This is a genomic window from Streptomyces sp. NPDC048612 (genome assembly GCF_043199295.1).
Classification (GTDB): Bacteria; Actinomycetota; Actinomycetes; order Streptomycetales; family Streptomycetaceae; genus Streptomyces.
Map to the genome: position 1 here is coordinate 66,986 of NZ_JBICVV010000008.1, position 13,827 is coordinate 80,812.

Below are 13,827 nucleotides of genomic sequence, written 5' to 3' on the forward strand. Positions count from 1 at the left end.
TCTAGACCTGCCGCACGACGGAGGACGCTGCGCCGCGCAACGGTGGAAGGGCGCTCCGGGCACCGTCGGGCGCCCCGGGCCGGCCCTGCACGGGCGGGCGCCAGGACGTGCCCGCCGAGGGTGCGGGGCAGGGCGGCGGTACGGCGGCGCCCTGCTGCGGCTGGCCCGAGACGCACAGCTCGTCGGTGTGCGTCTCGGGAGCGTCCGGCTGGCTGGAGTGGGCCGGGTGTTCGGGGGCGAGCCAGCTGTCCTGGCCCGCTTCGGCGGCGGCCGTGGCGACCGGCAGGGCGTTCACCAGGTGGCCCTCGGCGGTCTCGGCCCGTGCCCCGTGGGCGACCAGCACGCTGATCAGCAGGGCGGCCAGCCACAGCACCCGGAACGGCACCGCTGAACCGCGGTTCCGCATCCTGCCGTTGGCCGCCCTGACCGTTGCCATGCCGTGATCGTAACCGCGGCGGGCGGCCGTGGCCGGTATCGACCGCGCCCACGGGTGCATATCGGCCGGTGGGCGAGGCGCGACAGGGGCGTCAGCGCCTCACCGGTTTCCGTGACGGCGTGTCAGGCGGCGGGTCAGACCAGGGCGCCCTCGGACGCCACCGCGACCGAGGCGGCCGGAGCGGCCTCCGCTGCGGTCTCCGTGACGGCTTCCCGCACGGGCTCGACGAGCGGTTCGACCGGCACCGGCGGGGGCACCGCCGGCTGACCCTTCGCGTCGGGCACGCTGCGCAGCGGGGTGCGGCTGGTCAGCGGCGACTTGCGGGCCGCCTCGACCCGGCGGGTGAACCAGATGACCTTGCCGTCCGGGGTGCCACAGGTGCCCCAACTGTCGCTCAGCGCAGCCACCCTGGAGAGTCCGCCGTCGGCGGCGCTGAGCAGCTTCGGCAGGCGTGGCCCCTGGTCGGCGACGGAGGCGGTGAGGTGGCGGCCGGTCCAGCGGAGTTCGACGACGCACGGGGCGTCCGGGCCGATATGGCGATGGACGTTGGTCAGGAGTTCCGCCACTCCCCGGCACACGGGCGGGATATGCAGCTCAAGGTCCCAGTACCGCAGGTGCGCGGCCAGAATCCGCCGGATCTGCGGCACACGCTCCGCCGAAGCATGCAGTTCGACCGTGTAGTGCCGGTCGCCGGGAAGTGTCATGTCGTGGCTCCTCACCGCGAGGCTCACGCCCTTCACCTCGTTGGACCAACGAACCCCGAAACACGAAGAGTGAGCATTAATCACGTATGGGTCATTTGTCATGGTGACCCGGTGGGGCGGGTTCCGCAACTGATCTTGGTCGAGCGGAGTCCGCCGGCCCGGTCCGCGCCGGCCGGTCCGGGAGCCGCGGCAGGACCTTGTCCGGGGTGAGCGGGAGGTCGCGCAGCCGGACCCCGGTGGCGTGCCGGACCGCGTTGGCGAGCGCCGCCGCGGTGCCGACGATGCCGATCTCCCCGATGCCCTTGCTGCCCATGGGGTTGAGGTGCGGGTCCTCCTCCTCCAGCCAGTACGCCTCGATCGGCGGGACATCGGCGCAGGCCGGCACGTGGTACGAGGCCAGGTCGCGCTCGGCGAAGTCGCCGAAGGCGGGGTCCAGGCCGCTGCCCTCCATGAGCGCCATCCCCAGCCCCATGGTCATCCCGCCGATGAACTGGGAGCGCGCCGTACGGGAGTTGAGGATGCGGCCGGCGGCATAGACACCCAGCATCCGCCGCGCCCGGACCTCCCCGGTGACGGTGTCGACCTGCACCTCGGCGAAGGTGGCACCGAAGGAGTGCCGGGCGTACGGGGAGCGCTCGGCCGTCTCCCGGCGGGTGTCGGCGGCGGCCGTCAGCCCGTCGTCCGGGAGCGGTCCGACGTGGTCCCGCAGCCGGTGCCGCAGCTCCGTACAGGCCTTGTGGACGGCCCAGCCCCAGGAGGCGGTGCCCGCGGAGCCGCCGGCCAGCATGGCGGGCGGCAGGTCGCTGCTGCCGATCTCGATGTGGACGCGTTCGCCGGGCACGGCCAGCACACCGGCGGCGAGTTGTGCGAGGACGGTGCGGGCGCCGGTGCCGATGTCGGTGGCGTTCACGCGGATGCGGTAGGTGCCGTCGGCGGCGGCGTGCGCCTCGGCGGAGGAGGCGGCGATGAGGACGGGGTAGGTGGCGGCGGCGACGCCGGTGCCCAGGAGCAGGTCGCCGACGCGGCGGACCCCCGGCCGCGGGTCCCGGGGCCGCCAGCCGAAGCGCTCCGCGCCCTCCCGCAGACAGCCGACCAGGTGCCGGCTGCTGAAGGCGCGGTCGCTGTCCGGTTCGGTGTCCGGCTCATTGCGCATCCGCAGGTCGACGGGGTCGATGTCCAGGAGGACGGCGAGTTCGTCGACGGCCGACTCCAGTGCGTACATCCCGGGGGCCTCGCCCGGTGCGCGCATCCAGGAGGGCGTCGGGACGTCGAGCGGGACGACGCGGTGCACAGTGCGGCTGTTCGGCGAGGTGTACATGACGCGTGCCGGGACGGCGGCCTGCTCGACGAACTCGGTGACGGTGGAGGTGTGGGTGGCGGCCTCGTGGGCGAGGGCGGTGAGGACACCGTCGTCGCCCGCGCCGAGGCGGACCCGCTGAATCGTGGGGGCGCGATGGCCCACGACGGCCGGCATCTCCCGGCGCGGCAGGGACAGTTTGACCGGGCGCCCGGTGTGGCGGGCGGCCATCGCGGCCAGCACGACCTGGGGGCGCGGTGTCCCCTTGGAGCCGAAGCCGCCGCCGACGTGCTCGGAGACGACGGTGATCTCGCTCCGGTCGAGCCGGAACAGCGCGGCGAGGTCCGCGCAGACCCTGGTGGCGCCCTGGCTGGAGTCGTGGACGGTCAGATGCCCGTCGCTCCACCGGGCGGTGGAGGCGTGCGGCTCCATGGGGTGGTTGTGCAGCGGGGGCACCGTGTAGGTGGCGTCGACGGTGACCGGCGCGGCCGCGAACGCCCCCTCGAAGTCGCCGCGTTCGCGGGTGCCCGGATGGCCGCCGTTGGCGGTCTCCGCGTCGTACAGGCCCGGATGGCCCGCGGTCAGCCGTACGTCGTGCGCGGCGGTCTCGTAGCTGACGCGGACCGCCCCGGCGGCGGCGCGGGCGGCCTCCAGGCTGTCGGCGACGACGAGCGCGACGTACCAGCCGCGATGCGGCACCCGGTCGTCCTGGAGGAGCGACAGCGTCGGATCGTCGGCGGCCGCGAGGCGGGGCGCGTTCTCGTGCGTCAGCACCGCGTACACCCCCGGCAGGGCGAGCGCCGCCGCGGTGTCCACGGCGGTGACCCGGCCCCGTGCGACGGTCGCGGGCACCGGCCAGGCGTAGGCGCAGCCCGGCGGGGTGTGTTCGGCCGCGTACCGGGCAGTGCCGGTGACCTTCTCCCGTCCTTCCCGGCGGACGAGCGGGGCGCCCAGGGGGTACGGGAGTGGGCCGAGCGGGAACGAGTCGGGGCTCATGGCGCGCGTCCTTGGGTCGGGGGTCGGGGGCGGGGCCGGGTCGGCGGTGGCGTCCTGGTGGTCCTTGTCGTGGGTGCGGGTGTGATGGGTGCGGAGGTGGTCGGTGGCGGGTGGGTGTCGTCAGCGGTCGTCGGGCGGGGCGGCGAGTCCGGCCAGCACGCCGACGGTGAGGTTGCGGGCGAGCGCGACCTTGAAGCCGTTGTCGCGCAGCGGCCGGGCGGCGGTGAGTTCGGCGTCGGCGGCGCGGGCGAAGGTGTCCTCGGTGGCGGGCGCGCCGCGCAGCACCTCTTCGGCGGCGCGGGCGCGCCAGGGCCGGTGCGCCAGCCCGCCGAACGCGAGGGCCGCCCGCCGTACGGCGCCGTCGTGCACCTCCAGTACGGCGGCGACGGAGACCAGCGCGAACGCGAACGAGGCGCGGTCACGGGCCTTGCGGTAGCGCGAGCGCGCGCCGGGGACCGGCGGCGGCAGCCGGACGGCGGTGAGGAGTTCGCCGGGCCGGATCACGGTGTCCCGTTCCGGGCGGTCGCCGGGCAACCGGTGGAAATCGGTCACCGGCACGGTGCGCTCCCCGTCGGGGCCCTGCAGCTGCACCTCGGCGTCGAGGGCGGCCAGCGCCACCGCCATGTCGGACGGCTGGGTGGCCACGCAGTGCTCGGAGTGGCCCAGTACGGCGAGGTCGCGGTGCGCCCCTTCACGGGCCGGGCAGCCGGTGCCCGGCTCGCGCTTGTTACAGGGCTTGCTGATGTCCTGGAAGTACAGACAGCGGGTGCGCTGGAGCAGGTTGCCGCCGGTGGTCGCGATGTTCCGCAGCTGTCCCGAGGCACCGGCCAGCAGCGCCTGCGACAGGACCGGGTAGCGGTCGCGGACGGTGGCCGCCGCGGCGAGATCGCTGTTGCGGACCAGCGCGCCGATCCGCAGCCCGCCGTCCGGAAGTGCCTCGACGCGGTCGAGCGGCAGCCGGGTGACGTCGATGAGCAGCCCCGGCGCCTCCACGCCCAGCTTCATCAGGTCGACGAGATTGGTGCCCCCGCCCAGGAAGCGGGCGCCGGGCTCGTCGGCGGCGGCCCGTAGCGCCTCCTCGACGCTCGTCGCCCGCAGATACCCGAACGGTTTCATCGCGCCGCCTCCTGGCCACCCGCCTGGAGGGCGGCGTCCCGGACCGCTTCGACGATCCGCGGGTAGGCGCCGCAGCGGCAGAGGTTTCCGCTCATCCGCTCGCGGATCTCGTCGTCGGTCAGCTCGACCGGCGTCCCGGAGTCCGCGGTGGGCGCGGTGACATGGGACGGGAAGCCGTCCGCCACTTCGGTCAGCACGCCGACGGCCGAACAGATCTGGCCGGGCGTGCAGTAGCCGCACTGCAGGGCGTCCCGCTCCAGGAAGGCCTGCTGCAGGGGGTGCAGCCGCTCCCCCTCGGCCAGGCCCTCGACCGTGGTGAGCCGGCACCCGTCCTGTGCCACGGCCGGCAGCAGACAGCTGTTGGCGCGCCGCCCGTCGACGAGCACGGTGCACGCGCCGCACTGGCCGTGGTCGCAGCCCTTCTTGGCGCCGGTCAGGCCGAGGCGTTCACGGAGCAGGTCCAGGACCGTGGTCCGGTGGTCCACGGTCAGTGTGTGCGTCACTCCGTTGATGTGCAGCACCACGGAGGAGCGGTGGCCGTCCGCCGGCGGCGCACCGCCGGCCTCCGGATGTTGGGTGGACTCCACTCACTCCTGCCTTTCCGGTCCGGGCCGCGAGGGGCGGCCGGGTGAGCCGGGCCGCTGCCCTGCGCCGTCGCCGTGGTTGCCCCCGCTTCGGTCATGGAGCCGGGCCGCTAACGGGTCTCCAGCCGCAGCTCGACTTCCTTCTCCTGGTCGCCGGCCGCCGTCCCGAGGACCTTCACGGCGAACGCCGACTCCAGGCCCTTGCACAGCTGGTCGACCGCCCAGTAGCCGCCCTGGAGGCTGACCAGGACGGGCGCGGTCAGCCGGCGTGGCTCGGCGCTGGCCTTGCGCTCACTCACGTCGAAGGTCGAGGTCCACACGGTCGAACCCGCCCCGGCCACCTCCTCGGGCACGTCGTCCGCCGCCCGGTCGGAGGTGAAGGAGGTGCGCAGCGCGCTGAAGACGGCGTGCGCGTCCTCCGTCGCGCAGCTCTCCAGCTCCACCATCACCTCGGCCGATACATGGTCCGCGTGTGCCGCCTGCTTCGCGCTGTTCACTGTGGGGCCTTTCCGCCGTCCTCCGGGAGCCGAACGCTTCCAGGCTCGCCCGGCGGCCCGGTGTGTGCGACCGGAGGCACGAACGAGTGGTTTGAACGGGCGGCAACCGCCCGGCACCCGCCCCGGAAGTTACGCTGCGTAGTCAGTGCAAGCATTCTGTGACCGAAGCTGCCGCACGCGCAGCACCCCGCCCCCGCAACAGCCCTCGTCGCCCCAGCCGGACCAGCCAGAGGAGCCCTCGTTGACCAGCGCCGCGATCGACCAGAAAGCCACCGGCTACACCGTCCGCCACGCACTCTCCATGGCGCGCGCCTCCGCGCTCGCCTACCAGGACGAGCAGACCATCGAAACCACCGCCCGGGAGTGGGGCTTCGACCGGGTGCGGCACCACCACACCACCTTCCGTCCGCCGTTCCCGCTGGAGGACACCGAGGCGTACACCCTCGGCGGACACAGCATGATCATCACCAGCTTCCGGGGCACGGAGCCGGTGGAGCTGCGCGACTGGCTGTCCGACGCCACCACACCACCGTGGCCCGGCCCTGGCGGCAAAGGCTGTGTCCACTACGGCTTCGGCCAGGCGCTGGAGTCCGTCTGGCCGCAGGTCCGGGCCGCCGTCGACGCGTTCCGCGACAACCGCCAGACGGTGTGGTTCACCGGCCACAGCCTCGGCGGGGCGCTGGCGATGCTGGCCGCCGCCCGGCTGCACTTCGAGGAGCCGCGTGTCACGGCCAACGGCGTCTACACCTTCGGCCAGCCGCGCACCTGCGACCGGCAGCTGTCCAAGGAGTTCAACACGGCCTTCTCCGACCGCATGTACCGCTTCGTCAACAACAACGACATCGTGCCGCAGCTGCCCCCGGAGCCCGCCTTCCACCATGTCTCCGCGCTGCGCTACATCGACGCGCAGGGCGCCATCCACCACACCATGCCGCTGCTCGACGGGCTGATGGACCGCGCCCAGGGCTTCACCGCCGACCTCCTCGCGCCCGCCTCCGACGGCATCCGGGACCACTTCATGGACGCGTACCTCAACGCACTGGAGAAGAACCAGAACTGACGCTCCGGGCGGGGGCTGGGCCGGAGGGCGGGTGGGGTCGGGCTACGGGCGCTACCAGGGCCCGTCCTGGCCGGACCCGCTACCGTCCTCGCCCGCCCCCGGCCCGGTCGCCGGTGCCGGTCAGACCGGCTGGGTGAGGTTGACCGCGTTCCCGTCCGGGTCCTGGATATGGGCGACCCGCTGGCCCCAGGGCATGTCGTTCGCCGGGCCCAGCACCGTTCCGCCGAGCGGCCCGACCCGGTCCAGCAGCGCATCGACGTCCTGGACGGCGATGCTGAGCAGAATCCGGGTCGGGGTGCCGGTCGTGACGCTCCGGTCCGCCACGATGCCCAGCTCCGAGCCGCCGACCCGCAGCATGACGAAGAAGACCGGCCCCTCCTCCGGCACCCGGGTGATCTCCTCGGCACCCGCCAGCCCGGCGTAGAAGGCCTGCAGCCGGTCGAGGTCAAGGGTGACGATCACCGGCTGGACGGCGACGGCGACGCCATCAGGAGCGGGGACGGGTTCGGGAGCGGGGGTGGCAGACATGGCGTCCTCCGGGTGTGTGGCCTGTGGGGTCGGTGAGGTAGACCGCGCGCGGCGGGCCGATTCATCGGTGCGGCGGAGAGCAGTTCGCCGGCGGAGGGTTCAGCGGCCGGTGCGCGCAGCGGTGCACGTGGCCTCGGCGGCGCGGGCGACGATCTCGATGGCGTCGCCCGGGGCCCCGACACCGATGCCTGCCCGCTCTCCGCCAGCCTTCTCGCCGTCCTCGCCGTCGCCGCCACCGCCGCGCCCGCCCGGTCACCCCTTCCCTCCCCGCCCCTCCCGGGACACGCGCCGCTGAGCCGTCCGGCCGCACATCGTTGCCACGGGCATCGAGCTGGGCGGATCATCCGATACGGATACCGCTACGGAACGCCGTACGCACGTACGGCGGAACGGGATGAGCGCACCGGGACGACGCGAGGAGAGCCACCGTGGAGCCAGCCACCGTCAACGGCCACTGCGCACCGGGATTCACCGGCGTACGGGACGCGTTCGAGCGGAACTTCAGCGAGCACGGTGACGTGGGCGCGGCGGTCGCGGTGACGCTGGACGGCGAGACGGTGGTGGACCTGTGGGGCGGCCACGCGGACGCCGCGGGGACCCGCCCGTGGGAGCGCGACACCCTGGTCAACGTCTACTCGACGTCCAAGGGGATGACCGCGCTGTGCGCTCATCTCCTCGTGGACCGGGGAGAGTTGGACCTCGACGCGCCGGTGGCCCGGTACTGGCCCGAGTTCGGGCAGGCCGGCAAGGAGGACATACCCGTGCGCTGGCTGCTCAGCCACCGGGCCGGTCTGATCGCGCCCCGTGAGCCGCTGCCCGCCGAGCACGCCTACGACTGGGACCGGGTGTGCGCCGTCCTGGCGGCCACCGAGCCGTGGTGGGAGCCGGGCACCGCGCAGGGCTATCACGCGGTGACCTTCGGATACCTCGTGGGCGAGGTCGTACGACGGATCACCGGGCAGTCCCTGGGCGCGTTCCTGCACAGCGAGATCACCGGGCCGCTGGGCGCGCGCGTGTTCATCGGCACGCCCGCCGAGGAGCACGCCCGCTGCGCCGACATGGTCGGGCAGCTGGACGAGGCGCGGCTCGCCGAGCAGTTCCCCGGTGCGCCGAAGCCGCCGTACCGGTCGCTCGACGACCATCCGCTGACCGTCGTGATGCTGGCGCTGACCTACATCCCGACCGGCGATGTCAACAGCGCCGCCTACCGGTCGGCCGAGATCCCGGCGGGCAACGCCCACGCCGGCGCCCGCGGGCTGGCGGCGGTGTACGGCGCGCTGGCGGGCGGCTCGCTGGTGGGGCCCGGCACCCTGGAGGCGATGCGCCGGTCGCAGAGCCTGCCGGGTGAGCGTGATCTGACGATCGACGCGCTCGCCCCGGCCGGGTACGAGCACCGCTGGGGTCTGGGCTACATGCTCAACCACCAGGGCCAGGCGGGGCCCAATCCGCGGGCGTTCGGGCACGGCGGCGCGGGCGGCTCGTTCGCCTTCGCCGATCCGGAGAACCGGCTGTCGTACGCGTACACCATGAACAAGTACGGCGGCGGCACGACGGGCCAGGACCCGCGCAACGCCGGGCTGGTGCGGGCGGTGTACCGGGCGCTGGCGCGGCAAAGGGGCTGAGGAGGGGAACCTGCCGGGTGACGGGTGACGCTGCCGGTCGGCCCGGCCACCCGCCGTGCCCGCCCCGCCCGGAAATCCGACCCGGCCAGAGTCGTTGCCGAGCGCAATAATGGGAGGTGCGGCATGCATCCGGCCTGGCGCGAGCGCCACGGCCCGGGGAAAGGGCGTGGTGATCATGGAACGGGACACCGAGACGGTTCATGAGGCGTATGCGTTCGTCTGCCTGCACTGCGGGCACGGCTGGGAAGAGGAGTACGAGATCCGGCACACCACGGATCTGGCCGGCCACCGGCGCGCCGACTACTTCACCCGGGGCGTCCATGTCGCCTCCCCGCTGACCCGCGCCGACTGCCCCTCCTGCAACCGCGGCCCGATCCGGATTCTGCGCCCCGGCCGGGTGAACTCGACCCGCCCCTACCTCGCCTGACCTTTTCCCCTCTCACTCCTGACATCTCGTCACCATCCGCTGTACAGCGGATGGTTGACCAGGAGCGCGAGGGCTGCCTGGGCTGTCAGCCAGGTCCACCGGCGGGGAACAGGGCGCAGGCGGGCGCCGCCGGCGACCAGTACCCGCACGCCGGTCACGCCAGGCGCACCAGCGCGCTCCGCCCCCACCTCCGGGGCGCCGCATCATCGGTCCGCGAGATGCCCGGACCCCTCCGACCCAGGCGCTCCCCGGTGGTGCGGGCCACTGCGATTCGGTAACAGCGCGCATTCGAGGTATTTCGGTACGGCATATGTTGCATATGCTCAGGCCAAGGGCTGGAGGGGCGCTTTCGGACACTCCGACGGCCGACGACCCTCTTGTCCGAAGCCTTCACCTGAGACCGCCGGAGAACGCCTTGGCCATGGAGAACGAGGAGCGGCGCACCGGCTCCCGGGTGCTGGCCGTACTCCCGTACGCGGTCATGGCCGTGGTCACCGCGGTCGATCTCATCGCGGGTCCGGGGGTCGGGTTCCTGCCCCTGGTGTCGCTGGGTCCGGCGTTCGCGGGGCTGGTCGGCGGCTGGCGGCGGACGGCCGTGGTCGGGCTGACGGCGTTCCTGCTCTGTCTCGGGCTGGGGGTCTACAACGGTCTGTTCGACACCCGGCGCGGGCTGACCGCCCTGCTGACGGTGGCCGGGGTGACCGCGGCCGGGGTGGTCGCCGCGGTGATGCGGCAGCGCCGGGAGGCGGAGCTGGCCAGCGTCCGGTCGATCGCCGAGGTAGCCCAGCGGGTCCTGCTGCGCCCGGTGCCGCGCGGCGCCGGCCCGCTGCGGATCGCGGTGTCGTACACCTCGGCGCTGGCCGAGGCCCGGATAGGCGGTGACCTGTACGAGGTGGTGACCTCGCCCGCCGGGGTGCGGATCATCGTCGGCGATGTGCAGGGCAAGGGCCTGGAGGCCGTGGAGAGCGCGGCGGTGGTGCTGGGGGCGTTCCGGGAGGCGGCACATGACGAAGCGGATCTGCCGGCGGTCGGCGCGCGGGTGGAGCGGGCGCTGAACCGTCATCTGTCCGGCGAACGGTTCGTCACGGCGGTGCTCGCCGAGATCGGCGACGGCCCGCGTGCCACGCTGCTGAACTTCGGCCACCCGGCGCCGCTGGTCGTCCGCCCCGACGGCACGGTCGGCTTCGCCGCACCGCCCGACCGCGCGCTGCCGCTCGGCCTCAGCCTGCACGGCACCTCGGCCCCGGTGCCCTACGAGGTGCCGTTCGCCCCCGGTGACCAACTGCTCTTCTACACCGACGGCGTCACCGAGGCCCGTGACGCGGCGGACCGCTTCTACCCCCTCGACGAACGCGCCGCGCTGCTCAAGGACCCCGACCCGGAGACGGCACTGCGCGCGGTGCGCGAGGACCTGGTGGAGCACGTCGAGGGGCCGCTGCACGACGACGCGGCGATGCTGCTGGTCCGCTACCGGCCGGGCCGGTGAACGGGCCGCAGGTCAGCGGCGGCCCGGCCGGCTCTCCGGCCGTTCGGCGGCGGCGAGATGGCGGAGCAGGGCGGTCCGCACCGGGGCCGGCCGTTCCACATTGGCGAGGTGGGCGGCGCCGGACAGTTCGAGCAGGCTCGCGTCGGTGATGCCGTCGGCGAGTTCGCGGGCGTGGGCGGGCGGGGTGGCCGGGTCGGCGCGGCCCGCGACGACGAGTGTGGGGGCGGTGATCCGGGCCAGGCCGGTGCGGAGGTCGTAGTCGGCGAGGGCGTCGCAGCAGGCCGCGTAGCCGGCCGGGGCCACCGACCGGCGCACCGCCTCGACCAGGGCGGTGGCCTGCGGGGAGTGGGCGAAGGCCGGGGTGAACCAGCGGCTCGCGGCGGCCTCGGCGATCGGGCCGAGGCCCGACTTCCGTACCAGCGCGGCCCGTTCGTGCCAGCCGGCCGGCTCGCCGAACCGTGCGGAGGAGCAGAGCAGGGCGAGCGAGACGATCCGCTCGGGGTGATGGGCGGCGAGCCAGGCCCCGACGGCGCCGCCGAGCGAGATCCCGGCATAGGCGAACCGGTCGAATCCGAGCGCGTCGGCGAGCCCGAGAACCAGCCGGGCCAGGCCGGCGACGGTGGCGGGCGCGGTGCCCAGCACTCCGGCGGGGGTGCCCCCGTGGCCGGGGAGGTCCCAGCGGATGACGCGGTGGCGCCGGGCCAGGGCAGGGAGTTGCGGGTCCCAGACGGCGAGCGAGGCGCCGAGCGAGGGCCCCAGGAGGAGCGGCGGGGCGTCCTCCGGTCCGTCCGCGGTGTGGTGCGGGAGCGGGGCGGCGGGCGGGTGGGTCATCCGGGCTCCTGTGGGCGGCACTTGGGGGCGTTCCAGTGTGCGGCCCCGACCGCGGCGGCGGAGCACGGGGGTTGGTGCGGCCGGGGCGGTGCCCCGTTCCACGGGCGCGCGGGGCCGTCGTGCCCAGGGGGGTGAGGCGGACCTGGGCACGACGACGGCCGGCCAGGTCCACGACCAGGCGTCCCCCTATCCGCCGCCCTGCGAGAGCGTGAGCGCCGATCCCGTGTACAGCGTGAGCCGCACCGGCACGTAGCGGGTCGCCTCGGCCGGCGCCTCCCCGGTGCCGGAACCGCGGGCGTAGCGCGGATGGGCGCCGCCGCTGACCTGGAGGCGTATCCGGTGCCCTGCGGCGAAGCGGTGGGCGGTGGAGCTCATCGGCACGGTGACTTCCGAGGGGATCTGCCCGGTGGTCCGCAGCCGCGTCAGCCCGTCGCAGATGTTCGTGGACCGGCCCTGTGCGTCCACGTCGCAGAGGCGGGCGAAGACATCGGCGTAACCGGTGTCCGTGGCGATCCGCAGCCGCGCGGAGACCGGGCCGACGACATCGACGGGCGCGGCCAGCGGCGCACTCGTGAACGTCAGGACGTCCTCCCGCGCTTCCAGCTTGCGGTTGTCCCGGGGACCGGCGGCACGGGAGAGCAGCCGCCCGCCCACCGACGGGGTGGGGTCGTCCGGGTCGTAGCGGAAGTCCGCCAACGGGCCGGATTCCACCGGGGCCTGTGTGCCGAGCGCCCCCTTCGCCGCCGGGAACCAGTCGGTGGCGGCAGGGGCCGACGGCCAGTCGTCGAGGTCCCGCCAGGCGTCCTCGCCACCGACGTGGACGCGTACGGGAGTGGAGCGCAGCCCGGCGCGGTCGCCGCACAGGTGCGCACGCAGCCAGGCGAGGCTCTCGGCGAAGACCTCGGGCCAGCCCTGCTGCAGCGCGGAGGTGTGCGTCCAGGGGCCGACCAGCAGCGAGGACGCGCAGCCGGCCCGGCGCAGCCGGTCGAACTGCTGGAAGCTCTGGTCGGCCAGCCCGTCGTGCCACCCGGTGACCAGGCAGGTGGGCACGGCCGACCGCTCCGCCGCGGCGGCCACCGAAGCGCCGTCCCAGTGCGGGTCGTCGGCGTCCGGGTGGGTCATCACGCCGTCCAGCCAGGGCACGTCACCGAGGGCGGACTCATACGCCCGGCGCAGCGGCCGCGCGCTCGTGATCTCCCGCAGCCGGCGCTGGAGGCGCAGCGCCGCCCGCCCGAACGGCATCACCCCCCGGTGCTGGTACTTCATCCCGAGGCCGACGGCGAGGGCGTTCTCCTGGAGGAGCGCACCGCCCGAGTGGAAGAGGGCATGGGGGTCGTGCAGCCCGACGTGCACCACCATCGCCTTCAGCTCCGGCGGCGGGTCCAGGGCGAGCGCCCACTGCACATAGCCCAGGTAGCTGGGGCCGATCGTGCCCAGCACCCCGGTGAACCAGGGCTGCTGCCGCAGCCAGACCACGGTGGCCTGCCCGTCCCCGGCCTCGTTGCGCCACAGGTCGAACCGGCCGCCCGAGCCACCGGTGCCACGACAGCTCTGGAGCACCACATGGAAGCCCTGTTCGGCGAAGAGCACCCCGAACAGCGGCGACCACGGCACGCCCCTCCCGTAGGGCGAACGCACGAGCAGGGTGGGGAAGTCGCCCTCCGCACGCGGGAAGTAGTGGTCCGTACGCAGCGTGCTGCCGTCCGCGGCCGGCACCGCGAGCCCCGGCTCCCAGCCGGTCTCGTACCGCCTGGCCGGGAGCCCCTTCCAGGTGGCCCGCATCATCCGCGAGGACAACGGCGGCTTCCCGTCCGGCGCGACCCAGCGGGCCCCCGGTACGACGTCATGCGTGTGCGGCGTCATGGTTCCCCTCCACTAATTATCGTACGTTGCACGAGAATACGGGACGGGCGGCCACCTTGCGCAACTCCGTTCGGAGGAAGGGGAGATGAGGGGGTGCCTGGCGAGGGCGCCCCCACCCACAGAGCAACGCCCTCCACAACGGCTGGAAACCGTCGCATTACCCCGCCATTCCCTGGGGAGTTAACGGCGGATTTCCACTCAGTGCAATCAGGGAGTTACAAGGACGGACAAGACGGGTGGGACGGCTCCCGGGGCCCAGGTAGGGGCCTCTTGCCGGGGCGCGCGCTCGTCCACCCGAGGGGTAGCGGCGAGGAGCCGGGCAGAACGGCCCGCACCACACCACATGGTGCGGGCCGAGCGGGTCGGGCCGGGCGGCTGAT

Annotated in this window: 14 protein-coding genes; 4 read left to right on the plus strand and 10 right to left on the minus strand. The window is 73.9% G+C overall.

Annotated elements, in window-relative coordinates; all coding sequences use genetic code 11:
* Position 1: 1 nt before the first annotated feature.
* From ACGFN2_RS14710 to ACGFN2_RS14735, 6 genes are all read right to left on the minus strand, one after another.
* Positions 2–436, minus strand: a complete 435-nt coding sequence (locus tag ACGFN2_RS14710; protein ID WP_393360306.1) for a hypothetical protein — start codon at positions 434–436, stop codon at positions 2–4.
* A gap of 134 nt (positions 437–570) precedes the next feature.
* A complete protein-coding gene (locus ACGFN2_RS14715) occupies positions 571–1,140 on the minus strand; it encodes an ATP-binding protein (protein ID WP_393360308.1) in 570 nt (189 codons plus the stop codon).
* Between the two features lie 91 nt (positions 1,141–1,231).
* Positions 1,232–3,433, minus strand: coding sequence for a xanthine dehydrogenase family protein molybdopterin-binding subunit (locus tag ACGFN2_RS14720; RefSeq protein WP_393360311.1), 2,202 nt, complete (start codon positions 3,431–3,433; stop codon positions 1,232–1,234).
* A 120-nt stretch (positions 3,434–3,553) separates the two neighbouring features.
* The gene (locus tag ACGFN2_RS14725; RefSeq protein ID WP_393360313.1) at positions 3,554–4,549 is read right to left on the minus strand and encodes an FAD binding domain-containing protein; all 996 of its coding nucleotides are present in this window, start codon (positions 4,547–4,549) and stop codon (positions 3,554–3,556) included.
* Positions 4,546–5,136 carry a (2Fe-2S)-binding protein gene (locus tag ACGFN2_RS14730; RefSeq protein WP_393360315.1) on the minus strand — a complete coding sequence of 197 codons (591 nt, stop codon included), beginning with the start codon at positions 5,134–5,136 and terminating at the stop codon, positions 4,546–4,548. The genes ACGFN2_RS14725 and ACGFN2_RS14730 overlap by 4 nt, the downstream gene beginning before the upstream one ends.
* A gap of 107 nt (positions 5,137–5,243) precedes the next feature.
* A complete protein-coding gene (locus ACGFN2_RS14735) occupies positions 5,244–5,630 on the minus strand; it encodes a hypothetical protein (RefSeq protein WP_362604936.1) in 387 nt (128 codons plus the stop codon).
* 241 nt (positions 5,631–5,871) lie between these two features.
* Between ACGFN2_RS14735 and ACGFN2_RS14740 the strand changes: the two genes are divergently transcribed.
* Positions 5,872–6,690 (plus strand): lipase family protein, encoded by an 819-nt coding sequence (locus ACGFN2_RS14740; RefSeq protein ID WP_393360317.1) that lies wholly within the window; start codon positions 5,872–5,874, stop codon positions 6,688–6,690.
* Positions 6,691–6,810: 120 nt separating this feature from the next.
* On the opposite strand, the gene ACGFN2_RS14745 is transcribed toward ACGFN2_RS14740, so the two are convergent.
* The gene (locus tag ACGFN2_RS14745) at positions 6,811–7,218 is read right to left on the minus strand and encodes a VOC family protein (protein ID WP_393360319.1); all 408 of its coding nucleotides are present in this window, start codon (positions 7,216–7,218) and stop codon (positions 6,811–6,813) included.
* 428 nt (positions 7,219–7,646) lie between these two features.
* Here ACGFN2_RS14745 and ACGFN2_RS14750 point away from each other — a divergent pair, with 428 nt between their 5' ends.
* Positions 7,647–8,840 (plus strand): serine hydrolase domain-containing protein, encoded by a 1,194-nt coding sequence (locus ACGFN2_RS14750; RefSeq protein ID WP_393360321.1) that lies wholly within the window; start codon positions 7,647–7,649, stop codon positions 8,838–8,840.
* 175 nt (positions 8,841–9,015) lie between these two features.
* Positions 9,016–9,267, plus strand: a complete 252-nt coding sequence (locus tag ACGFN2_RS14755) for a hypothetical protein (protein WP_362605006.1) — start codon at positions 9,016–9,018, stop codon at positions 9,265–9,267.
* 29 nt (positions 9,268–9,296) lie between these two features.
* Here the strand turns inward: ACGFN2_RS14755 and ACGFN2_RS14760 are convergent, their stop codons facing one another.
* Positions 9,297–9,425: a hypothetical protein gene (locus tag ACGFN2_RS14760; RefSeq protein WP_393360323.1), complete on the minus strand. Its 129-nt coding sequence runs from the start codon at positions 9,423–9,425 to the stop codon at positions 9,297–9,299.
* Positions 9,426–9,688: 263 nt separating this feature from the next.
* On the opposite strand from ACGFN2_RS14760, the gene ACGFN2_RS14765 reads away from it, so the two are divergent.
* Entirely contained in the window at positions 9,689–10,753 is a 1,065-nt protein-coding gene (locus tag ACGFN2_RS14765) for a PP2C family protein-serine/threonine phosphatase (RefSeq protein WP_362605004.1), read from the plus strand.
* A 12-nt stretch (positions 10,754–10,765) separates the two neighbouring features.
* Here ACGFN2_RS14765 and pcaD read toward each other — a convergent pair whose 3' ends face one another.
* Complete coding sequence (gene pcaD / locus ACGFN2_RS14770) at positions 10,766–11,584, minus strand: 3-oxoadipate enol-lactonase (RefSeq protein ID WP_393360325.1); 819 nt, start codon at positions 11,582–11,584, stop codon at positions 10,766–10,768.
* A 186-nt stretch (positions 11,585–11,770) separates the two neighbouring features.
* A complete protein-coding gene (locus ACGFN2_RS14775; protein WP_393360327.1) occupies positions 11,771–13,447 on the minus strand; it encodes a CocE/NonD family hydrolase in 1,677 nt (558 codons plus the stop codon).
* Positions 13,448–13,827: the final 380 nt, after the last annotated feature.

Excerpts from the sequence above, each read along its gene's own strand:
- ACGFN2_RS14710 (WP_393360306.1), bottom strand. The coding sequence starts at position 436 with ATGGCAACGGTCAGGGCGGCCAACGGCAGGATGCGGAACCGCGGTTCA.
- ACGFN2_RS14715 (WP_393360308.1), bottom strand. The coding sequence starts at position 1,140 with ATGACACTTCCCGGCGACCGGCACTACACGGTCGAACTGCATGCTTCG.
- ACGFN2_RS14720 (WP_393360311.1), bottom strand. The coding sequence starts at position 3,433 with ATGAGCCCCGACTCGTTCCCGCTCGGCCCACTCCCGTACCCCCTGGGC.
- ACGFN2_RS14725 (WP_393360313.1), bottom strand. The coding sequence starts at position 4,549 with ATGAAACCGTTCGGGTATCTGCGGGCGACGAGCGTCGAGGAGGCGCTA.
- ACGFN2_RS14745 (WP_393360319.1), bottom strand. The coding sequence starts at position 7,218 with ATGTCTGCCACCCCCGCTCCCGAACCCGTCCCCGCTCCTGATGGCGTC.
- ACGFN2_RS14755 (WP_362605006.1), top strand. The coding sequence starts at position 9,016 with ATGGAACGGGACACCGAGACGGTTCATGAGGCGTATGCGTTCGTCTGC.
- ACGFN2_RS14765 (WP_362605004.1), top strand. The coding sequence starts at position 9,689 with ATGGAGAACGAGGAGCGGCGCACCGGCTCCCGGGTGCTGGCCGTACTC.
- pcaD (WP_393360325.1), bottom strand. The coding sequence starts at position 11,584 with ATGACCCACCCGCCCGCCGCCCCGCTCCCGCACCACACCGCGGACGGA.
- ACGFN2_RS14775 (WP_393360327.1), bottom strand. The coding sequence starts at position 13,447 with ATGACGCCGCACACGCATGACGTCGTACCGGGGGCCCGCTGGGTCGCG.